This is a genomic window from Azospirillum mesophilum (assembly GCF_053470405.2).
Genome location: NZ_JBPXMQ020000005.1, coordinates 135017 through 153309 on the forward strand (window position 1 = coordinate 135017; position 18293 = coordinate 153309).

At 68.2% G+C, this 18293-nt stretch carries 21 protein-coding genes; 9 read left to right on the top strand and 12 right to left on the bottom strand.

All coding sequences use genetic code 11. The annotated features are described in order from the left end of the window. Positions 1–117: 117 nt before the first annotated feature. Positions 118–1386 carry a glucose-1-phosphate adenylyltransferase gene (gene glgC / locus ACSVC7_RS07750; RefSeq protein ID WP_448203630.1) on the bottom strand — a complete coding sequence of 423 codons (1269 nt, stop codon included), beginning with the start codon at positions 1384–1386 and terminating at the stop codon, positions 118–120. 521 nt (positions 1387–1907) lie between these two features. On the opposite strand from glgC, the gene ACSVC7_RS07755 reads away from it, so the two are divergent. Further along, positions 1908–3317, top strand: coding sequence for an ammonium transporter (locus tag ACSVC7_RS07755; protein ID WP_448203629.1), 1410 nt, complete (start codon positions 1908–1910; stop codon positions 3315–3317). A 98-nt stretch (positions 3318–3415) separates the two neighbouring features. On the opposite strand, the gene ACSVC7_RS07760 is transcribed toward ACSVC7_RS07755, so the two are convergent. The 3 genes from ACSVC7_RS07760 to ACSVC7_RS07770 all read right to left on the bottom strand — a co-directional run bounded on the left by ACSVC7_RS07760 (position 3416) and on the right by ACSVC7_RS07770 (position 6757). Next, positions 3416–4645 carry a class I SAM-dependent methyltransferase gene (locus tag ACSVC7_RS07760; protein ID WP_448203628.1) on the bottom strand — a complete coding sequence of 410 codons (1230 nt, stop codon included), beginning with the start codon at positions 4643–4645 and terminating at the stop codon, positions 3416–3418. A 69-nt stretch (positions 4646–4714) separates the two neighbouring features. Beyond that, positions 4715–5566, bottom strand: a complete 852-nt coding sequence (locus ACSVC7_RS07765; RefSeq protein ID WP_448203627.1) for an AraC family transcriptional regulator — start codon at positions 5564–5566, stop codon at positions 4715–4717. 54 nt (positions 5567–5620) lie between these two features. After that, the gene (locus tag ACSVC7_RS07770; RefSeq protein WP_448203626.1) at positions 5621–6757 is read right to left on the bottom strand and encodes an asparaginase; all 1137 of its coding nucleotides are present in this window, start codon (positions 6755–6757) and stop codon (positions 5621–5623) included. Positions 6758–6875: 118 nt separating this feature from the next. Between ACSVC7_RS07770 and ACSVC7_RS07775 the strand changes: the two genes are divergently transcribed. Further along, the gene (locus ACSVC7_RS07775) at positions 6876–7460 is read left to right on the top strand and encodes an RNA methyltransferase (RefSeq protein ID WP_448203625.1); all 585 of its coding nucleotides are present in this window, start codon (positions 6876–6878) and stop codon (positions 7458–7460) included. Between the two features lie 106 nt (positions 7461–7566). Here ACSVC7_RS07775 and ACSVC7_RS07780 read toward each other — a convergent pair whose 3' ends face one another. Next, positions 7567–7773, bottom strand: a complete 207-nt coding sequence (locus tag ACSVC7_RS07780) for a TOBE domain-containing protein (RefSeq protein WP_448203624.1) — start codon at positions 7771–7773, stop codon at positions 7567–7569. Positions 7774–8187: 414 nt separating this feature from the next. On the opposite strand from ACSVC7_RS07780, the gene ACSVC7_RS07785 reads away from it, so the two are divergent. After that, positions 8188–8394 carry a hypothetical protein gene (locus tag ACSVC7_RS07785; protein WP_448203623.1) on the top strand — a complete coding sequence of 69 codons (207 nt, stop codon included), beginning with the start codon at positions 8188–8190 and terminating at the stop codon, positions 8392–8394. Between the two features lie 70 nt (positions 8395–8464). Here ACSVC7_RS07785 and ACSVC7_RS07790 read toward each other — a convergent pair whose 3' ends face one another. Together ACSVC7_RS07790 and ACSVC7_RS07795 are read right to left on the bottom strand one after the other, a co-directional pair. Further along, on the bottom strand, positions 8465–9169 hold the full coding sequence (locus ACSVC7_RS07790; RefSeq protein WP_448203622.1) for a ChrR family anti-sigma-E factor: 705 nt from the start codon (positions 9167–9169) through the stop codon (positions 8465–8467). Continuing rightward, positions 9166–9741 (bottom strand): sigma-70 family RNA polymerase sigma factor, encoded by a 576-nt coding sequence (locus ACSVC7_RS07795; protein WP_448203621.1) that lies wholly within the window; start codon positions 9739–9741, stop codon positions 9166–9168. Before ACSVC7_RS07795 ends, ACSVC7_RS07790 begins: the two co-directional genes overlap by 4 nt. 310 nt (positions 9742–10051) lie before the next feature. Between ACSVC7_RS07795 and ACSVC7_RS07800 the strand changes: the two genes are divergently transcribed. The 5 genes from ACSVC7_RS07800 to ACSVC7_RS07820 all read left to right on the top strand — a co-directional run bounded on the left by ACSVC7_RS07800 (position 10052) and on the right by ACSVC7_RS07820 (position 13744). Continuing rightward, positions 10052–10621 carry an invasion associated locus B family protein gene (locus ACSVC7_RS07800; protein WP_448203620.1) on the top strand — a complete coding sequence of 190 codons (570 nt, stop codon included), beginning with the start codon at positions 10052–10054 and terminating at the stop codon, positions 10619–10621. A gap of 65 nt (positions 10622–10686) precedes the next feature. Beyond that, positions 10687–11856, top strand: a complete 1170-nt coding sequence (rlmN, locus tag ACSVC7_RS07805; RefSeq protein WP_448203619.1) for a dual-specificity RNA methyltransferase RlmN — start codon at positions 10687–10689, stop codon at positions 11854–11856. Positions 11857–11920: 64 nt separating this feature from the next. Further along, positions 11921–12157, top strand: a complete 237-nt coding sequence (locus ACSVC7_RS07810) for a hypothetical protein (protein ID WP_448203618.1) — start codon at positions 11921–11923, stop codon at positions 12155–12157. Then, on the top strand, positions 12157–12444 hold the full coding sequence (locus ACSVC7_RS07815) for a hypothetical protein (RefSeq protein ID WP_448203617.1): 288 nt from the start codon (positions 12157–12159) through the stop codon (positions 12442–12444). The genes ACSVC7_RS07810 and ACSVC7_RS07815 overlap by 1 nt, the downstream gene beginning before the upstream one ends. 64 nt (positions 12445–12508) lie before the next feature. Then, positions 12509–13744, top strand: a complete 1236-nt coding sequence (locus ACSVC7_RS07820; RefSeq protein WP_448203616.1) for an argininosuccinate synthase — start codon at positions 12509–12511, stop codon at positions 13742–13744. Between the two features lie 93 nt (positions 13745–13837). On the opposite strand, the gene ACSVC7_RS07825 is transcribed toward ACSVC7_RS07820, so the two are convergent. The 4 genes from ACSVC7_RS07825 to ACSVC7_RS07840 all read right to left on the bottom strand — a co-directional run bounded on the left by ACSVC7_RS07825 (position 13838) and on the right by ACSVC7_RS07840 (position 15868). Next, positions 13838–14605, bottom strand: coding sequence for an RES family NAD+ phosphorylase (locus ACSVC7_RS07825; protein ID WP_448203615.1), 768 nt, complete (start codon positions 14603–14605; stop codon positions 13838–13840). Then, positions 14565–14939: an antitoxin Xre/MbcA/ParS toxin-binding domain-containing protein gene (locus ACSVC7_RS07830; RefSeq protein WP_448203614.1), complete on the bottom strand. Its 375-nt coding sequence runs from the start codon at positions 14937–14939 to the stop codon at positions 14565–14567. Before ACSVC7_RS07830 ends, ACSVC7_RS07825 begins: the two co-directional genes overlap by 41 nt. 69 nt (positions 14940–15008) lie before the next feature. Continuing rightward, positions 15009–15458 carry a VOC family protein gene (locus ACSVC7_RS07835; protein ID WP_448203613.1) on the bottom strand — a complete coding sequence of 150 codons (450 nt, stop codon included), beginning with the start codon at positions 15456–15458 and terminating at the stop codon, positions 15009–15011. 5 nt (positions 15459–15463) lie between these two features. Beyond that, entirely contained in the window at positions 15464–15868 is a 405-nt protein-coding gene (locus ACSVC7_RS07840; RefSeq protein WP_448203612.1) for a rhodanese-like domain-containing protein, read from the bottom strand. Positions 15869–16018: 150 nt separating this feature from the next. On the opposite strand from ACSVC7_RS07840, the gene ACSVC7_RS07845 reads away from it, so the two are divergent. Then, positions 16019–16432: a YkvA family protein gene (locus tag ACSVC7_RS07845; RefSeq protein ID WP_448203611.1), complete on the top strand. Its 414-nt coding sequence runs from the start codon at positions 16019–16021 to the stop codon at positions 16430–16432. A 13-nt stretch (positions 16433–16445) separates the two neighbouring features. On the opposite strand, the gene ACSVC7_RS07850 is transcribed toward ACSVC7_RS07845, so the two are convergent. Continuing rightward, entirely contained in the window at positions 16446–18125 is a 1680-nt protein-coding gene (locus tag ACSVC7_RS07850) for a sensor histidine kinase (RefSeq protein ID WP_448203610.1), read from the bottom strand. Between the last annotated feature and the right edge of the window lie 168 nt (positions 18126–18293).

Here is an 18293-nt window from a genome sequence, read left to right on the forward strand (position 1 = left end):
TTTTTCATTGTCTCCGTCATTCCCGCGAAAGCGGGAATCCAGGGCATTTCGAGAGGTTCCCGAGCGGCTCTGGATCCCCGCCTTCGCGGGGATGACGGACGCGGAAGTCTGCATCATTCACTTCGGCAGGCGGTCGATCATGTCCTGGGTGATCAGGCAGACGCCGCCCTCGCTGCGGTGGAAGCGCTTGGCGTCCAGCTCCGGATCCTCGCCGACGACGAGGCCCTCGGGGATCGTCACGCCGCGGTCGATGACCACCTTGCGCAGGCGGCAGTGGCGGCCGATGTCGCAGTCCGGCAGGACCACCGCCTCGTGCAGCTCGGTGTAGGAGTTGACGCGCACCTCGCTGAACAGCAGCGAGTTCTTCACCAGCGAGCCGGAGATGATGCAGCCGCCGGACACCAGGCTGTCCACCGCCATGCCGCGCCGGTCCTCGTCGTCGAAGACGAACTTGGCGGGGGGAAGCTGCTCCTGGTAGGTGAAGATCGGCCACTCGCGGTCGTACATGTTCAACTGCGGCGTGACGTGGCAGAGGTCCAGGTTGGCCTCCCAATAGGCGTCGATGGTGCCGACGTCGCGCCAGTAGGGCTCGGACTCGTGGCCGTTCAGGATGGCCGATTCGGCGAAGTCGTGCGCCATCACGCGCGCGCCGCTCTTCACCAGATGCGGGATGATGTCCTTGCCGAAGTCGCGACTGGAGCCCGGCGCGTTGGCGTCGCGCTCCAGCTGTTCGTACAGGAACTGCGCGTTGAAGACGTAGATGCCCATGCTGGCCAGCGCCTTGTCGGGCTTGCCCGGCATCGGCGGCGGGTCGGCCGGCTTTTCGATGAAGTCGATGACGCGCTGCGTTTCGTCGATGTGCATCACGCCGAAGCCGGTGGCCTGCGGGCGCGGCACCTCAATGCAGGGCACCGTCACGTCGGCCTTCTTGGCGATGTGATCCAGCAGCAGCGCGCCGTAGTCCATCTTGTAGATGTGGTCGCCGGCCAGGATCAGGATGTATTCCGGGTCATGCCCGCGCAGGATGTCCAGGTTCTGGTACACGGCGTCGGCGGTGCCCTGGTACCAGGCGGTCTCGCTGATGCGCTGCTGGGCGGGCAGCAGGTCGCAGAACTCGTTCATCTCGCCGCGAAAGAAGTTCCAGCCGCGCTGCAGGTGGCGCAGCAGGCTGTGCGACTTGTACTGGGTCAGCACGCCGATGCGGCGGAAGCCCGAGTTGATGCAGTTCGACAGCGCGAAATCGATGATCCGGAACTTGCCGCCGAAATAGGTGGCGGGCTTGGCGCGCCGGTCGGTGAGCTGCTTCAGGCGGCTGCCCCGCCCGCCGGCCAGAACCAAGGCCACCGCACGACGCGGCGCCAGACGCAGATCCCGTTTGTCGAGCATGGTGGTCCCCTTTCGGTTCTTCTTGTCGCCGACCATCCTTACGGCCGTCCGGCGGGGTGGTTCGGTGCGCCCCCACCCGAACAGCGCGAGCGTGACCGTGCCACATTCCCCCTTGCGGGCCAATAGGCCGAGGGGGACAGCGTGGAAATAGGCCCACCGCCCAAGCTGTGTGCAGGAAAGCGGCGCACATCATTGCCTAAAAAATAGCCACACGCCTGGAATGCCGGCCGGCGACAGGCGGCGGTGCGGCGTTCCCTCCCGTGATAACAACCGAATCCTACGAACGTGCTCAGGTCCGGATGGGTCGAAAAGCTGCCCAAGATCTGTGCAGAGTGGTCTTGCGACTCGGGTTGCGGGATGATTTGTGGTCATAGCCGGAACCGCAACCACCCCGATTCCTAGCCCTTTTGAAGTGGCACGCTTCTTGAAACTGGTTTGGCGAACTTGGCCCCTCCCGCCGCCCCGTCTGATCCGGGGACGGGGCGAACCGGGCCGATGCATTCGAATCAAGAGGAGCCTCGATGAGCCGTCTCTTCCTTCTAGCCGCGCCGACGATGGCGGCCATTCTGGGCTCGGCCGGTCTGCCTGCCGCCGCCTTCGCCCAGGACGCGGCGGCTGCGGCGGCTGCCGCCGCTCCGGCCGCGCCGACCCTGAACAACGGCGACACGGCGTGGATGCTGGTGTCCACCGCGCTGGTCCTGATGATGACCATCCCCGGCCTGGCCCTGTTCTACGGCGGCATGGTCCGCAAGATGAACGTGCTCGCCACCGTGATGCAGAGCTTCGCGATCACCTGCCTCATCAGCGTGCTCTGGTACGTCATCGGCTACAGCCTGGCCTTCACCGGCGAGGGCGCCTACATCGGCGGCCTGGACCGCCTGTTCCTGAACGGCCTGGACTTCACGAAGGCCTTCACTCTGGGTGACGGGCTGTCGGCCGCCGTGCCGACGACGATCCCCGAGCCGGTCTTCATGATGTTCCAGATGACCTTCGCGATCATCACGCCGGCGCTGATCACCGGCGCCTTCGCGGACCGCATGAAGTTCTCGTCGCTGCTGATCTTCACGGCCCTGTGGTCGCTGGTCGTCTACGCGCCGATCGCCCACTGGGTCTGGCACCCGGCCGGCTTCCTGTTCAGCCTGGGCGTCCTGGACTTCGCGGGTGGCACGGTCGTGCACATCAACGCGGGCATCGCCGGCCTGATCGCCGCCATCGTGGTGGGCAAGCGCAAGGGCTACCCGAAGGAAAACTTCATGCCGCACAACCTGGTGCTGTCGCTGATCGGCGCCTCGCTGCTGTGGGTGGGTTGGTTCGGCTTCAACGCCGGTTCGGCGCTGACCGCCGGTCCGCGCGCCGGCATGGCCATGGCCGCCACGCACATCGCCACCGCCGGTGCGGCGCTGGGCTGGATGTTCGCGGAGTGGGCCGCCAAGGGCAAGCCGTCGGTTCTCGGCATCATCTCGGGTGCGGTCGCCGGCCTCGTCGCCGTGACCCCGGCCGCCGGTTTCGTCGACGCGACGGGCGCCATCATCATCGGTCTGGTCGCCGGCGTGATCTGCTTCTGGTCCGCCACCAGCCTGAAGCACGCCCTGGGCTATGACGACAGCCTGGACGCCTTCGGCGTGCACGGCGTCGGCGGTCTGGTCGGCGCCCTGCTGACCGGCGTGTTCGCCAAGATGTCGGTGTCGAACAGCGAAGGCGCCTTCGCCTCCGTCCTGAAGGACACCCCGAATGCCACGCTGGGCCTGCTGGAAGGCAACGCCGCCCAGGTGTGGATCCAGGTTCAGGGCATCGCCTACACCGCCGTCTGGTGCGCCGTCGCCACCTTCGTCCTGCTGAAGGTCATCGACGTGGTGATCGGCCTGCGCGTGGACGAGGACGTGGAGCGCGACGGCCTGGACCTCGCCCTGCACGGCGAGACCATCCACTAAGGTCTGTCACCAAGCGTTCGTTCTGCCTGGTTGTTTCCTCCATGACTTCCGCCGCCGGGGCCTCCCCGGCGGCGGATTTTTTTGTTGGAGGAGGGGAATCAGGGGCGGCGCAGATACATCTTGTTGACGCCGTTCAGGGCGGCGAAGAGCTGCTGGAACTGGGTCAGGAAGGCGTCCCAGGGCAGGGTGCCCGCTTTTTCGGCGACGGCTTCGTGGATCGCGCCCAGGGTGGTCCGGCCGTCGACCCGCGCCAGGATCGGGCCGGCGAGGCGGGGCAGGGGAAGGGGGACGACGGCGCCCATCAGGTCCGCCTCCAGGCTGCCGCCGGGGGGCAGGCCCTTGGCGATGGCGGCGCCGTCCAGGTCGCGCAGGACCGGCACCACGTCCGGCCTGTCGGGACGGGCGACGGCGGCGTCCACATCCTGCGGGCGGACGAGGTAGGCGATGTGCTTGGTCATGGCGCCGGTGACCTGCTCCGCCCAGGCGGCGCGCTCCAGCCAGGGCAGGCCGTCCAGCCGCTTCAGCACGCGCGGATCCTTGACCCAGACCGACGGCTCGTAGCGGGACGGCTCGATCAGCGCGGCGATCGCGAGGTCGGCCGTGCCGGCCAGCTCCGCCAGCTCCGTCACCGTGTAGGGCCGGTCGCAGGAATGCAGCAGCAGGTCGTAGAGGTCAGCGTCCGCCTGTTTGTGGTCGCCGATGAAGGGGTTGTTCAGCAGCCAGTTGGAGCGCGGCAGGTGCCCGATCAGCCGCTTGGCGAGCGCCACCTTCTCATTGGGGGGCAAGTCCCGGGTGATGGTGCGCAGGGCCGCCTGCATGGGGTAGACGCCGGTGCGGCCCAGCGGCGCGTAGACCATCAGCCCGATGCCCCCGCCCGGCTTCAGGGCGCCCGTCAGGGACCGCAGGCCGGCGGGCGGATCGTCCAGGTGGTGCAGCACGCCGCAACAGTCGATGTAGTCGAACGGCCCCAGCCCCTCCAACTCCAGAAGGGAGCCGCGCCGGAAGTCGATGTTGGTCAGCCCGCGCGCCTTGGCCCGTGCCTCCGCGACGGCGCGGGCGGCGTCCGACAGGTCCAGGTAGGTGACGCGCCCCGGATTGCCGGCGTCGGCCATCTGCTGGGCGATCATGATGGTGCCGTCCCCGGTGCCGCCGCCGGCCACCAGCACAGTCAGCGGCTTGCCGTGGTCCAGCCGCCCGCCGAAGACGAAGTGGTTCACCTCGTCCAGGTGGCTGGGCGACCCGGTGATCAGGCGTTTCTTCTCGTCGGCCGGGTTGCGCGCGGGGTACGGGTAGGCCTCGTACTGGGCGCGCAGTGTGTCGATGCTCATGGAATAGGCAGCCGGTCTGGTGGGGCGGGTGCCGGACAATAGCACCGCGCCCGCTCCATGACAGTCCAGCTATTCCAGCGGCAGCCGGATCTCCGTCAGCCACTCCTCAGGGGGCAGGTTTCGGGAGTTGTTCAGGTATTGCTCGACGGCGGGGCGGTGGGCCGGGGTTTGGCCGCTCGTCGGCAGCCAGTCGCGGTAGAGCCAGCGGTAGGCCCGCTCCAGCTCCGCGTAAGGACCCTTGTGCACCAGCACCGCGTGCCGGCCGCCGGCGATGTCCAGGGGGTGCACCGCCGCGTCCTCCGGCGCCTCGCGCCCGAGGTCCAGGGCGGCCTTGGAGCGCAGCTTGTCGGCCGGGACCGACTCCGGGTCGTCGTAATAGACGGCGAAGGCGCGCGTCTCCGGCCCCAGCAGGCCGCGGGCGGCGGCCCAGGCGTACAGCTTCTCGAAGGTCGTGCCGATGGCGATGTAGGGGCCGCAATGGTCCATGGCGACCACGCGCAGGGGTGGCAGGTCTTGGATGGTGACGTCGTACATGGGTGCCTCCGTGTCCGTGGGATGGTTGGGCGGAGGGACCAGACGGCCATGGCGCCGGTAGGCCGCGGGGCTCACCCCGTAGGTCTGGCCGAAGGCGCGGGTGAAGGCCTCCACACTGCCGTAGCCGGCCCGGCGGGCGATGCGCGCGATCTCGTCCGTGCCCTGCACCAGATGGCCCGCTGCGCGGTGCAGGCGAAGGCGGCGCAGCGTGTCGGCCGCCGTCTCCCCGGTCATGGCGCGGTAGATCCGGTGGAAGTGGTAGGGCGAGAAGCAGGCGATGCCCGCCAGCCGCTCCAGGTCGAGCGGCAGGTCGAGGTGCGTGGCGATGTGGTCCACCACGCGCTCGATCCGGCGTCCGTAGTCCAGCAGGGTGTCGGGCTTGGTCATGGTTCCTCCGTGCCCGTCACCCTAGCGGAGGGCCTCTTGATCGCGCTTGCGATGTTAAGGCTGTGCAATCTCCCCGGGCAAGCTCTCCGCCGGGCGCACCACGCCGACCTCAAGGCCGTTGCGGTTGGTGATCGGCTGGGTGAGGAGCTGCGACGCCCGCGACCAGAGCTGCTCGCTCAGCACGTTGGTGGCGCGGATCAGCGCGGCCATGGCGACCTCGCGGGCGCGGGGGGCGCCGTCGTCGATCTTCAGCGCGATGCCCAGTCCTTGCTTGGGCAGCACGGCGCAGCCGACGCCCTCGGCCCCGCCCTTGACCAGCACCAGCCCGCCGGCCGCCTGCATCATCGCCGTGTCGAAGCTGTCCTTGCCGGCGATCAGGTAGGGGTGCGCCCTCCAGGCGCGGCGGATGCGGGTGACCGCGTCGGCCCGCGCGTCAGGCAGGTCCTTGGGGTCGCCGATGCGGGCCATGGCGTAGGCGATGGCGCCCAGCGGGATGCCGATGGTCGGGATGGCGCAGCCGTCCACGCCCCAGGGGGCGCGCGACAGATCCTGGCCGGTCATCTGCTCCATCACGCCCAGGATGCGCTGCTGCACCGGATGGTCGAAGCGGACGTAGCCCTTGGTCGGCTCCCCCTTGTGCAGGGCGGTGGTCAGGAAGCCCGCGTGCTTGCCGGAGCAGTTGTTGTGGAAGGCGGTCGGCGCCTCCCCGTGGCGGATCATCTCGTGCGCGGTCTCGGTGTCATAGGGCAGGTGCGACCCGCACTCGTAGTCGTCGACGGTCAGGCCGATGCGCTTGATCCAGGCCTCGGCGAGCCGGGTGTGCCGGATCTCCCCGTTGTGGGAGGAGCAGGCGAGCGCCAGCTCCTGGTCGCTGAGTCCGAAGGCGTCCAGCGCGCCGGTCTCCACCAGCGGGATCGCCTGCAGGGACTTGACGGCGGAGCGCGGATAGACCGGCGCCTCGATGTCGCCCCATTGGGCGAGCACCCGGCCGTCGGAATCGACGATGCAGGCGCGGCCATGGTGGACGGACTCCACCATGCCGCCGCGCGTCACCTCGACGAGGATCGGCGCCTCGGGCGGGCCGGACAGGTCGGCGTGACCTTCGGCGGGACCCTGGGCGGGAGAAGAATCGTGGGCGTGGCCGTGGTGGTGACCGTGGCCGCCGCAGCAGGAGGAATGATCTTGGCTCATGGGCGTAAAACTTGCCTCCGCGCACGGCCCGAGGCAAGGTGCCGCACCATCAGACCCGTCAGGCCAATGCGGATATGACCGCGCGGGCACCGGGTCGGAACAGCGATGATTTGCGACCATGCGTGGATATTTCGCCATCGGGGTGGAACGGATCAGCAAGCCCGGCAACGTCGGCAACCTGATGCGCTCCGCCCACGCCTTCGGCGCCTCCTTCTTCTTCGCCATCGACCCGGAGCCCGACCTGCGCGAGGCGCGCTTCGTCGACACCTCGGGCGCGGCTGAGCATCTGCCGCTCTACGTCTACGACCGGGTGGCCGATCTGGCCCTGCCCAAGGACTGCCAACTGGTGGGCGTGGAGCTGACCGAGGACGCGGTGGAGCTGCCCAGCTTCCGCCACCCGACCCGCGCCGCCTATGTGCTGGGGCCGGAGCGCGGCAGCCTGTCCGAACCGCTGCTGGAGCGCTGCGACTTCGTCGTGAAGATCCCGATGAAATTCTGCATCAACGTCGGCGTGGCCGGCGCGCTGGTCATGTACGACCGCATGATCAGTCTGGGCCGCTTCGCCGAGCGCCCGGTGCGCGTCGGCGGCCCGACCGAACCGCTGCGCGAGCACCAGCACGGCCGGCAGATCATGCGCAACCCCGAACGGCGCCGCCGCATGCGCGGCATCCAGAAACCGGTGATCATCAGCGACGACGAGTGAGGCCGCAAGGCCGGAACGACCAAAGCCTGAACGACAAAGGGGGGCGCCTCCCTGCGGAGGCGCCCCCTCTTTTCGGCGGTGACCGGACGGTCGCCCGCCCGCGGCATCACTTGCCGATCAGGACGTCGGACGCCTTGATGATGGCGACGACGCTGTCGCCCGGCTTCAAGCCCAGATCCTCGACGGTTTCGGCGGTGACCGTCGAGGTGATGACGTTGCCGCCGCCCAGGTCGATCTTGACCTTGGCCGAGATCGGGCCGGGCTCGACGAGCGTGACGGTGCCCTTGAGCTGGTTGCGGGCGCTGATCTTCATGATGACCTCTCCTGCTTGCGTTGCGATAGCGCTCGGCGCGAAAGCCGTATGTTGGTCATATGATATGCGCGCGTCGCGCGCAAGGCTCCTTTTTCAATAAAATCCGGCTCTTCTGAAGTCATTGCAATATTGCCTGTTTTGTCGGCACATCAAGGTGACCGATGAGGGCAGTTGTCGTGGGCGCCGTCTGTCGTTGTGTGCTTGATATATACAACGACATCCTGCGGAGTCGACTTCATTTATGCGCGGTTCTCTCTCCAATAATTCATGAAGCGGAGGGTCGTGTAAAGTCCCTTGCCCCGTGCAGCGGCAGTGGTTGCCTGTTCCGTAAGGGATGGCCCCGCGTCGGCGAATGAGCCGTTGACGGACATCGGGGCGAACCCAACCTTTGTCAAAACACCTGGGGAGGTTGTCATGTCCGTGACGAAGGAAGCCGCCGAAGCCGCCCGTGACCGCTACCTGTCGACGCTCAGCCAGTTGCCGGGCATGAACCGCGTCGACATCGCGCAGCAGGGCGACGAATACGCCCTCAAGGTCAAGTTCAGCCCAAGCGTCCCAAGCGATCTGCCCCGCGAACTCGACGGCGTTCCCGTCATTGGCGAGGCCGCCGACCGGGCGTGAACGGGAAAAAACGGCGGAGGGCGCCTCGCCGCTCTCCGCCGCTTCCGATTTTCCTCAGACCTTCACGCCCTCAGAACTTTACAAACGGGTTCAGGAACCGCCCAAAGGGGCCGGTGAAGCGCAGGGTGCCGACGGTGACCGCAAGGCACAGGCAGCCTTCCTCGTCGGCCACCGGGCGGTGCCGGACCGACTCGTCGCCGACGGCGAGGTCGCCGCGCAGGAACTGGCCCAGGTCGTCGGTGAAGCCGCCGTCCAGCACCAGCGTCAGCTCGATGCCCCGATGGGTGTGCTGCGGCGGGCCGACGCCGCCCTTCATGCGCATCAGCCGCGCCCGGCCCCGGCCGGTGGTCGGCCCGAACAAGGGAAGATCGCAGCAGTCCATGCCGCGCATCAGCGATGTCCAGGGCAGCCGCGACAGATCGTCGCCGACGTAGCGGCGCAACGGCTCGGGCAGAAGCGGCGACTCGGCGGCCCGCATGAGCGGTTGCGTCGGCCCAGGCGTCGGCCGGGGCGCGCGGGGCAGCGGGGGATGCTCGTCCAGGCGGGCCAGCACGGCCTTCAGGCAGGCGGGAGAGACCGCTTCCGGTTCGATTTCCTCCAGCAGCGCGCCGCCGATGGCCTCCATCTCGGCGACGTTCAGCCGGCAGCAGGGGCACAGCGCCAGATGCGTCGCGACGGCGAGCGACACCGCCTCGTCCAGCGCCCCGCCGGCGTAATCGATCAGCAGCGTATCGCCCGGATGGTGCGTTGGGGGATGATGCGTCGGCAGGGTCATGCGGTGTCCCTCAAGGCCTTGCGCAGGCGTTCCATGGCCAGCCGCAGGCGCGACTTCACGGTGCCGAGGGGGATTCCCCGCTCCGACGAGATCACGCTGTGGGGCTTGTCCTCGAAATAGGCGAGCCGCAGCAGCTCGGCCTGTTCCGGCGGCAGGTCCTTCAGGGCCGCGCGCAGGCGGCCGGTGGTCTCCTTCGCTTCCACGCGGTGGTCGGCGCTCTCCAGCGGGTCGGGGACCAGGGCGGGGTCGTCCGGGTCGATCTCCGGCCGCTGCTCCCGCCGCAGCACGTCGATCCGCTTGTTGCGGGCGATGGTGAAGACCCAGGTGCTGGCCGACGCCTGCGCCGGGTCGTAGGTCTCCGCACGGCGCCAGACCAGAAGCATCACCTCCTGCACCAGCTCCTCCGCCCCGCCGGCATCGCAGCCCTGGCGGCGCAGATAGGCCTTCAGCCGCGGGGCGAAATGGCCGAACAGCTCCGCGAAGGCCGCGCGGTCACGCCCCCGCCCGACCGCGAGCAGCAGTTCTTCGAGCGTCCGGGCCGACCCGGTGGCTGGGGGACCAATGTCCTGCATGCCCGCATTGAAGGCGAACGGCGCGCACGGCACAAGATGGCGCGTGCGTCTTTCCCCTGCAAAGCGTGTGTCCGGGCGTCGAAGGGTGAGCGGCATCATGGCGGTTCTGCTTCCGATGCGCCTTCTACGCAGCGGCGCGCCCGCCGGATCACTCCCCGTTCGAAAGGGGCAGGCTATGACCTTCGCCGTCCGCCCCGTGCGGCCCTGGAAACGCTGTCCGAATTGGGGTAGTGTCCCGGCCGTTCCAAGACCTTTCCGTCACCCATTCCTGCGAAACCCGTCCCTTCGAAACCCCGTATCGCGAAATTACGTGAGCATTCGCCCAGCGATGTTGCCGTCCCGCACCCTTCGTCGCGCCGCCGGCGCCGCCCTGCTCCTGGCCGGCCCCGTGGTCCTGGCCGCCGCTGCCGCAACCGGCGCGATGGCCGCCGACCCGCGCCTGCTCGGCACCTACAAGGACTGGAACGCCTTCGCCTTCGAGGAAGGCGGGCACAAGGTCTGCTACATCTCCAGCCAGCCCAAGAAGAAGGAGCCCGCCGCCGCCAAGCGGGGCGAGGCCTTCATGCTGGTGACCCACCGCCCGGCGGAAAAGGCGCTGGACGTGGTCAGCTTCATCGCCGGCTATTCCTACAAGAAGGACGCCGACACGGTGGTGGAGGTCGCCGGCAAGACCTTCAAGCTGTACAACGAGGGCGAGACCGCCTGGGCGCGCGACGCCGACGACAAGGGCATCACCGCCGCCCTGCGCGACGCCAAGGGCAAGCCCCTGGTGGTGAAGGGCATCTCCGCGCGCGGCACCAAGACCACCGACACCTACAGCACCGACGGCGCGGTCCAGGCATTCGACGCCATCAACCAGGCCTGCGGCGTGAAGCGGTAAAGTTTTCACCGAATCGCCGACTCGGTCTTTTGACTCTTGCGGCTCATGGCCCTATCTAGGGGGCCATGAGCGCCTCCATCCCCGCTGAAGCCCTAGCCCTGCCGGCCCATGTTGCCGACGGGCGCAAAAACCTTGTCGGCCTGTCCCGCGACGAGCTGGAAGCCGAAATGCTATCCATCGGCCTGGAAAAGTTCCGGGCCCGCCAGCTCTGGCATTGGATCTACCATCGCGGAGCGACCGACTTCGCGGTGATGACCACACTCGCCAAGCCGGTGCGCGAGAAGCTGGCCGAGAGCTACGCCGTCGCCCGCCCGACGGTCGTGCGCGACCTGAAGTCGGTGGACGGCACGCGCAAGTGGCTGCTGCGCATGCCCGACGGGCAGGAGGTGGAAAGCGTCCACATCCCCGAAGAGGACCGCGGCACGCTCTGCGTCTCCTCCCAGGTCGGCTGCACCCTGACCTGCCGCTTCTGCCACACAGGCACGCAGCGGCTGGTGCGCAATCTGGACGCGTCGGAGATCGTGGCGCAGGTGATGCTGGCGCGCGACGCGCTGGGCGAATGGCCGGCCCCGCCGGACGGGCGCATGATCTCCAACATCGTCATGATGGGGATGGGCGAGCCGCTGTTTAACTACGAGAACGTCGCCAAGGCGCTGAAGATCGTCATGGACGGCGACGGCATCTCCATTTCCAAGCGGCGGATCACGCTGTCCACCTCTGGCGTCGTGCCGATGATGAAGCGCTGCGGGGAGGAACTGAACGTCAACCTCGCCGTCAGCCTGCACGCCGTCACGGACGAGCTGCGCGATCTCATCATGCCCATCAACCGGAAGTATCCGCTGAAGGAGCTGATGGACGCCTGCCGGAACTACCCGGGCCTGAACAACGCGCGGCGCATCACCTTCGAATATGTGATGCTGAAGGGCATCAACGACAGCCCCGCCGACGCGCGGGCGCTGGTGAAGATGCTGGAAGGCATTCCATCCAAGATCAACCTGATCCCTTTCAACCCCTGGCCGGGCGCGCCCTACGAGCGCTCCACCGACAAGGCGATCCAGGTCTTCGGCGATCTGGTGAACGCCGCCGGCTACGCCAGCCCCGTCCGCACCACCCGCGGCGAGGACATCATGGCGGCGTGTGGGCAGTTGAAGAGCGCGTCGGTGCGCCTGTCCGCCGCGGATCGCGCGGCGATCGAAAAGGTGCTGGCGGAAAAGGACGCGGCCCTGGCATCGTGATTTATCCCCCTCTCCCATCCCCGATGGGAGAGGGGGTGTTTTGCGTGCCCGTCTGGAGACCCCCGTGCCTGAATTCGCCGTCGATCCCGGCCTTGTGCTGTTCCTGTTCAACGCCGCGGCCGTCTGGCCGCTGATGCGCATTTTCCGGCGCGCCGGATTCGCGCCGTGGTGGGCGTTGCTGATCTTCCTGCCGGTGGTCGGGCTGGTCGCCGTGTTGGGCATCCTGACCGTGCGCCGCTGGCCCGCGCGCATGCTGGTGGACGCGCCGGCCCCGGTGCGCAAGGCGCGGAGGACCGTCTGATGGATTCGATCGTCGCGATCCTGAACGCCGTCTACTGGCAGCCCTGGGCCTCCATCATGGCGATGGACCCGTGGGTGTCGAACCTCGTCATGGCGATCCTGCTGATGCTGAAGCTGGTCTTCGGCGGCTGGCTGCTGGCCAAGGGCGGGCGCAGCCCGTTGTGGGCGCTGGTGCTGTTGATCAACGGCGCCGACATCATCGCGCTGTGGGTCTACGCCTACATCCGCTGGCCCTTCGTGGACCGGCGCCCGGCCGCGACCGTCACCGCCGACGCCGCAACGGATTGATTCGCATCGGGCGTAGGGCTACTGTCCGGCACCGACTTTTCTCTCCATCCGCGTGAGTACTCCCATGAGCGGTGCGTCCGGCAAACAGATCAAGAAAGTGGTGCTCGCCTATTCGGGCGGCCTCGACACCTCGGTCATCCTGAAGTGGCTGCAGGAGACCTATCAATGCGAGGTGGTGACCTTCACCGCCGACCTCGGCCAGGGCGAGGAGCTGGAGCCCGCGCGCAAGAAGGCGGAACTCCTGGGCATCAAGCCGGAGAACATCTTCATCGACGACCTCCGCGAGGAGTTCGTGCGCGACTTCGTGTTCCCGATGTTCCGCGCCAACACCCTCTATGAGGGCACCTACCTGCTCGGCACCTCGATCGCGCGGCCGCTGATCGCCAAGCGCCAGATCGAGATCGCCAACCAGGTCGGCGCCGACGCGGTCGCCCACGGCGCCACCGGCAAGGGCAACGATCAGGTGCGGTTCGAGCTGGGCTATTACGCCCTGCGCCCGGACATCAAGATCATCGCCCCCTGGCGCGAATGGGACCTGAACAGCCGCACCCGGCTGATCGACTACGCCGAGAAGAACCAGATCCCGATCGCCAAGGACAAGCGCGGTGAGGCGCCGTACTCCACCGACGCCAACCTCCTGCACATCTCCTACGAGGGCAAGGCGCTGGAGGATCCGTGGGTCGAGCCGTTCGAGGACATGTTCACCCGCTCGGTCGCTCCGGAAAAGGCGCCGGACACCCCGACCTACGTCGAGATCGAGTTCAAGCGTGGCGACGCGGTCGCCATCGACGGCAAGGCCCTGTCGCCGGCGGCCCTGCTGACCGAGCTGAACCGCCTGGGCGGCGAGAACGGCATCGGCCGCCTCGACCTCGTCGAGAACCGCTACGTCGGCATGAAGTCGCGCGGCGTGTACGAGACGCCGGGCGGCACCATCCTGCTGGCCGCGCACCGCGCGATGGAGAGCATCACGCTCGACCGCGGCGCCGGCCACCTGAAGGATGAGCTGATGCCGCGCTACGCGGAGCTGATCTACTGCGGCTACTGGTTCAGCCCGGAGCGTCTGGCGCTCCAGGCCCTGATCGACCAGACGCAGGAGACGGTCAACGGCACCGTCCGTCTGAAGCTGTTCAAGGGCAACGTCACGGTGGTGGGCCGCAAGTCGCCGAACTCGCTCTACCGCATGGACTATGTGACGTTCGAGGAAGACAGCGTCTACAACCAGAAGGACGCGGAAGGCTTCATCAAGCTGAACGCGCTCCGCCTGCGCCTGGGCGCTATGGCGCGCCAGAACGTCAAGTAAGGCCGACGTCAAGAAGACTTGACACAAGTCGGGTCGAGTTGACGCATGTGCGTGACGCGAGGGGGCCGAGAGGCCCCCTCGTTTCGTTTCAGGCTACCGGTTCCAGCGCATGCCGGCGATGCGCGGGTCGGCAGCGAAGGCCGAACGGTCGAACTCGATTCGCCTGCCCGGAAACTCGCACAGGGCTTGGGCACCGGTGGCGCGCAGATAAATCCGCCAAGTCTGGAACAGCTCCGGCGCCTTGGCCCGAAACGCGGTGCAGCTCAACAGGGCCAAGGCGGCCCCCCGTTCCGGATCGCGTACGGACGCGTAGCGGATCGCCAGGATCCCCGCCTTGCGGGCGACGTCGGCCAGCATTTGGCAGGGGCCGTACTCCGTGGAGTGGGACCAGTCCGCCGCATCGGTATCGAGGGACGGGGCCGTGAGGTCGAGCCCAAAGTCGGTGCCGTAGGGAACGCCGAACGCCGTGTATTCCGCCGGATTGGCCGGCCAGGGCGTTTGCGGCGATTCGGCGTAGAACAGCAGCCGGTAGAAGGTCAGTTCGGCCACTGCCGTGCCCACGGCCTCCGCGGCGTAGAAGACCCCCGGCGTCATCCCCGCGCGCCGGAACCGCGACCCGGCGGGGTAGGGCGCGTCGTAGCGGAACGGGGTCGCCAGCAGGTAATGCAGGCCCCGGCAGTCCTCGGGCACCGGCGGCTTGGTCCGCTCGATCAGCCGCTCCAGAATGTCCTGCTCCTCCAGCGTGTCGACCAGCTTGAGCGTGGACACCTTGTGCTGGGCCTCGACCAGCCGCCAGCCCGTTCCGGCCAGCGGTCGGGCCTCAGACGAGAGCGCGGCGGGAGTCCAGATAGCCGATGACATGCGTCAGCCCAGTGATCGTCTGAATGCGGTCGATGGGGCGACCGTCCAGGGCGGTGTTCATGTTGGCGAGCCACGCCCGCGCGACAGTCGAATCGCCGCCGGTCACGGCGTCCAGCGACCGGTAAAGCCGGACGAACAGGACGGCCAGCTCAAAGGCCTTGTCGGCCGGTGCCAGGACAAGCCCTTGGTTGCGCATGCGCGAAACCGTCGCCTCCGACACGCCGATGGTCCGGGCGAGCACACTGTTCGCCACACCAAGCTGCTCCGCCGCGCGGAGAACCGCCTTGCTGACCACCTGCGCCTCCGCCGAGGCGACCGTCGCGTTGGGCTGCATGGAATGCTCCTCGGCTTTCCTATGAAAATTCATAGTAGAATTCTTTCATAAGAAAGCAAGGGGCGGTGCTCACCCCGGCAGTTGCAAACTCCCGTCCTCCGCCAGGGGGAAGTGCGGGTTCCAGCAGACTTCCCACGGGTGGCCGTCGGGGTCGGCGAAATAGCCGCTGTGGCCACCCCAGAAGACGTCCTGTGCCGGCTTCAGGATGCGTCCGCCGGCCCGTTCGGCCCGGGCGAGCACGGCGGCGACCTCCTCCCGGCTGCGGACGTTGTGGGCCAGCGTGATGCCGCCGAAGCCGGAGGTCGGGCCGGACTCGGCCAGATGAGCGTCCTCGGCCAGGGCCTCCCGGCCGTAGAGCGCCAGCCCGATCCCGCCGAGCTGGAAGAAGACGATCGCCTCCTGGCTGGCGGGGGAGGGTGTCCAACCCATCCCGTCCTCATAGAAGCGGCGGCTGCGGGCGAGGTCGGCGACGCCCAACGTGATCAGGCTGATGCGCTGTTCCATAGGATGGGGTTCCATGGCGGTCAGCCCTCCTTCTTTTCCACGGTAGCAACCGGCAGGCCGGCGTCCTTCCAGGCCTTGAAGCCGCCCTCCAGGTGGCAGACGTTCTCCAGACCCATGCTCTGCACCGTGTCGGTGGCGAGCGCCGACCGCCAGCCGCTGGCGCAGTAGAAGACGAAGCGCTTGCCCGACGCGAAGATCGGCTTGTGGTAGGGGCTCTCCGGGTCGACCCAGAACTCCAGCATGCCGCGCGTGGCCGGGAAGGCGCCGGGAATCATCCCGTCGCGGGTCAGTTCGCGTGGGTCGCGGATGTCCACGAACACCACGTCGGGATCGCCGTGCAGGGCCAGCGCCTCCTTGGGCGTGATGGTCTGGATGCGGCTGTTGGCCTCCGCCAGCAGGTCCTTGTAGCCCTTCTTCATGGTCATGGCGTGTTCCTCCTCCATTTTCGGCGTCCCGTTCGGGAGCGTTGGCGCCGCTGCGCTGTTTAGGCCCAGTAAATCTGTTCAAGGGCACACCTGTGTAACAGACCGCTTCCGCAACCGGAACGGGGGGCAGCGGTCGGGCGGGGGGATTCCATGCAGACTGCGACCGATGGGGGCAAGACCAGTTCGATGCTGCCGGCCGTGATCGACCGGCTCCGCGCCGAACGGGACGAGCGCTACGTGCGCCGCCGCTTCTGGGACACGCTGAGGGCCAACCTCCACCGCGTGCCGTTCCTGGAAGAGGCGCTGGCCGCCTTCTACTGCGCGACCGATCCGCGGACTCCGTTCAAGGCCAAGGCGATGCTGATGGCCGCGCTGGCCTATTTCGTGCTGCCGGCGGACGCCATACCGGATTGGCTGGTCGGCATCGGGTTCGTGGACGACGCGGCGGTGCTGGCCGCCGCCGTCCGGGCCGTCAGCAACAACATGAAGCCCGAACACCGCGAACGCGCCCGCGCGACGCTGGAGGCGGAGCGGCGCAAGGCCACCGTTGGAACGGAAATCTGATCAGGCGGCCCAATCAGGCAACGGGGGCCAAAGACACATCGACCGTGAAGCGGGTGCCGGGGTGCAGCCGCTCGACGGACAGGGTGGTGCCGAGCTGGCTGCTCAACGCGTGGACCAGACGCATGCCCAGGCTGCCGCTGCGCCGCCAGTCGAATCCCTCCGGCAGGCCGGCGCCCTCGTCCGCGATGGTCAGGCGCACGCCGCCGTCGGTTGGGCTCAGCCCCACGGTGATGGGCTTGGGGCCGCCGTCCGGATAGGCGTGCTTCACGGCGTTCATCAGCAGCTCGTTGGCGATCAGGCCCAGCGGAACGGCTTGGTCCGTCGGCACCTGCACGGGCTCCACCGCCAGCTTCAGCCGCCAGTCGCCGCTGTCCGCCAGGGCGGAGCGCTCCACGTCGCGGCAGAGAGCGGTCAGATAGTCGTGGAAGGGCACGAGGCGGACGTCGTCCACCTTGTAGAGAAGCTGGTGGATGTCGCTGACCGCGCGGACACGGCGCCCCGCCTCGTTCAGGCTGGCGCGCGCCTCGGGGGTTTGGGCGCCCTGGCCTTGCAGGGCCAGCAGGCTGGAGACCACCTGCAGGCTGTTCTTGATGCGGTGGTTGACCTCCCGCATCAGCAGGTCCTTCTGGGCCAGCACCTCGTCGCGCTGGGCGAGCGCCGATTCCAGGGAGGCGGTGCGCTCCCGCACCCGCGCTTCCAGCCGTTCGCGGACCAGCCGGGCGGCCTTGGCCTGCCGGAAGCCGAAGGCGGACAGGGCCAGCAGGGCGGTCGCCGCGGCGGCCGCCAGCCCGGCATAGGCGGCGAGGCCCGAACGCCACGCGGCCAGCACCGGGTCCAGGTTCGTGCGGACGGCGACGTGGATCGGCCAGTTCTCCACGCGCCGATGGGCGAAGATGGCGCGCTCGCCCACCGTCACGCCGCTGATGGGGTTGGCCTCGACCGCGCGCCGCCCGAAGTCCGGCACAGGCGCCGGGGCCAGGGGGTTCGGCTCCGGGTGGCGGACCAGGACGCTGTAGTCCTCGGCCCGGAACAGCAGGATGACGGGGTCGTAGGGCAGGTCCAGCCGCCGATAGAAGCTTTCGAAGTAGGACGGGTCCACGGTGACCGACGCGATTCCGCGGAAGCTGCCGTCCGGGGCGCTCAGGCGTCGGCTGACGAGGAAGGTCGGCTTGCCCGTGACGCGGCCGACGAACACGCCGCTGATGTAGGGGCGCTCCGGACCCGACAGGTGGGCGCGGAAGAAGTCGCGGTCGCCGGCGTTCGACGCGGGAGGCGGGAAGCCGACCGTGCTCATCCGCAGCCGGCCGGAGCCGTCGTTCAGCCACACGCCATCCAGGAAGGGCAGGCGCGCGACCTCGCCGTGCAGGCTCTCCCAAATCCGGCGCGAGCCTTCCACCTCGTCCCAGGTCAGGTCCTGGGTCTGCTCCGCGGCGTGCTCCACCAGCAGGTCGGTCGCGTCGAACAGGCGGGCGGCGTGTTCGGACAGGATCTGCGCGGCCGATTCGGCGCGCTGCATGGCCTCGCCGATCGCGCGCTGGCGCGATTCGACGGCGAGGACGACGACGGCCGACAGCAGGAACACCAGCCCGGCCGCCGCCAGCCAGCCGATCGCCGCTTCCAGGCGAGGCCGGCGAATGGCCGAGTTGGCCGACGCGGCGTTCGCGGCAGCGGTCGAGGCGGCGTTTTGGGGCATTGGGCCAGGGAACCCGGATGAAGGGGAAACGCCATTCTAGCGTGGGGCCAAAGGCGGGCGATTCAATTTTTTTGGCTGCGTACGAATCGCCTATCCCGCGCGCCCCCTTCAGGTGGTCCCCCCGCCGCACCGCGTCAGGGGGGGCGGGGGTGTGACCTTTTGCGGGCG

What these genes read in the sequence shown, in the direction of transcription:
- ACSVC7_RS07795 (WP_448203621.1), bottom strand. Translation starts at nt 9,741, where the DNA reads ATGCAGGACATTGGTCCCCCAGCCACCGGGTCGGCCCGGACGCTCGAA.
- ACSVC7_RS07815 (WP_448203617.1), top strand. Translation starts at nt 12,157, where the DNA reads ATGGATTCGATCGTCGCGATCCTGAACGCCGTCTACTGGCAGCCCTGG.
- ACSVC7_RS07790 (WP_448203622.1), bottom strand. Translation starts at nt 9,169, where the DNA reads ATGACCCTGCCGACGCATCATCCCCCAACGCACCATCCGGGCGATACG.
- ACSVC7_RS07835 (WP_448203613.1), bottom strand. Translation starts at nt 15,458, where the DNA reads ATGGAACCCCATCCTATGGAACAGCGCATCAGCCTGATCACGTTGGGC.
- rlmN (WP_448203619.1), top strand. Translation starts at nt 10,687, where the DNA reads ATGAGCGCCTCCATCCCCGCTGAAGCCCTAGCCCTGCCGGCCCATGTT.
- ACSVC7_RS07845 (WP_448203611.1), top strand. Translation starts at nt 16,019, where the DNA reads ATGCAGACTGCGACCGATGGGGGCAAGACCAGTTCGATGCTGCCGGCC.
- ACSVC7_RS07840 (WP_448203612.1), bottom strand. Translation starts at nt 15,868, where the DNA reads ATGACCATGAAGAAGGGCTACAAGGACCTGCTGGCGGAGGCCAACAGC.
- glgC (WP_448203630.1), bottom strand. Translation starts at nt 1,386, where the DNA reads ATGCTCGACAAACGGGATCTGCGTCTGGCGCCGCGTCGTGCGGTGGCC.
- ACSVC7_RS07780 (WP_448203624.1), bottom strand. Translation starts at nt 7,773, where the DNA reads ATGAAGATCAGCGCCCGCAACCAGCTCAAGGGCACCGTCACGCTCGTC.
- ACSVC7_RS07770 (WP_448203626.1), bottom strand. Translation starts at nt 6,757, where the DNA reads ATGAGCCAAGATCATTCCTCCTGCTGCGGCGGCCACGGTCACCACCAC.
- ACSVC7_RS07765 (WP_448203627.1), bottom strand. Translation starts at nt 5,566, where the DNA reads ATGACCAAGCCCGACACCCTGCTGGACTACGGACGCCGGATCGAGCGC.
- ACSVC7_RS07755 (WP_448203629.1), top strand. Translation starts at nt 1,908, where the DNA reads ATGAGCCGTCTCTTCCTTCTAGCCGCGCCGACGATGGCGGCCATTCTG.
- ACSVC7_RS07760 (WP_448203628.1), bottom strand. Translation starts at nt 4,645, where the DNA reads ATGAGCATCGACACACTGCGCGCCCAGTACGAGGCCTACCCGTACCCC.
- ACSVC7_RS07820 (WP_448203616.1), top strand. Translation starts at nt 12,509, where the DNA reads ATGAGCGGTGCGTCCGGCAAACAGATCAAGAAAGTGGTGCTCGCCTAT.
- ACSVC7_RS07825 (WP_448203615.1), bottom strand. Translation starts at nt 14,605, where the DNA reads ATGTCATCGGCTATCTGGACTCCCGCCGCGCTCTCGTCTGAGGCCCGA.
- ACSVC7_RS07830 (WP_448203614.1), bottom strand. Translation starts at nt 14,939, where the DNA reads ATGCAGCCCAACGCGACGGTCGCCTCGGCGGAGGCGCAGGTGGTCAGC.
- ACSVC7_RS07775 (WP_448203625.1), top strand. Translation starts at nt 6,876, where the DNA reads ATGCGTGGATATTTCGCCATCGGGGTGGAACGGATCAGCAAGCCCGGC.
- ACSVC7_RS07850 (WP_448203610.1), bottom strand. Translation starts at nt 18,125, where the DNA reads ATGCCCCAAAACGCCGCCTCGACCGCTGCCGCGAACGCCGCGTCGGCC.
- ACSVC7_RS07785 (WP_448203623.1), top strand. Translation starts at nt 8,188, where the DNA reads ATGTCCGTGACGAAGGAAGCCGCCGAAGCCGCCCGTGACCGCTACCTG.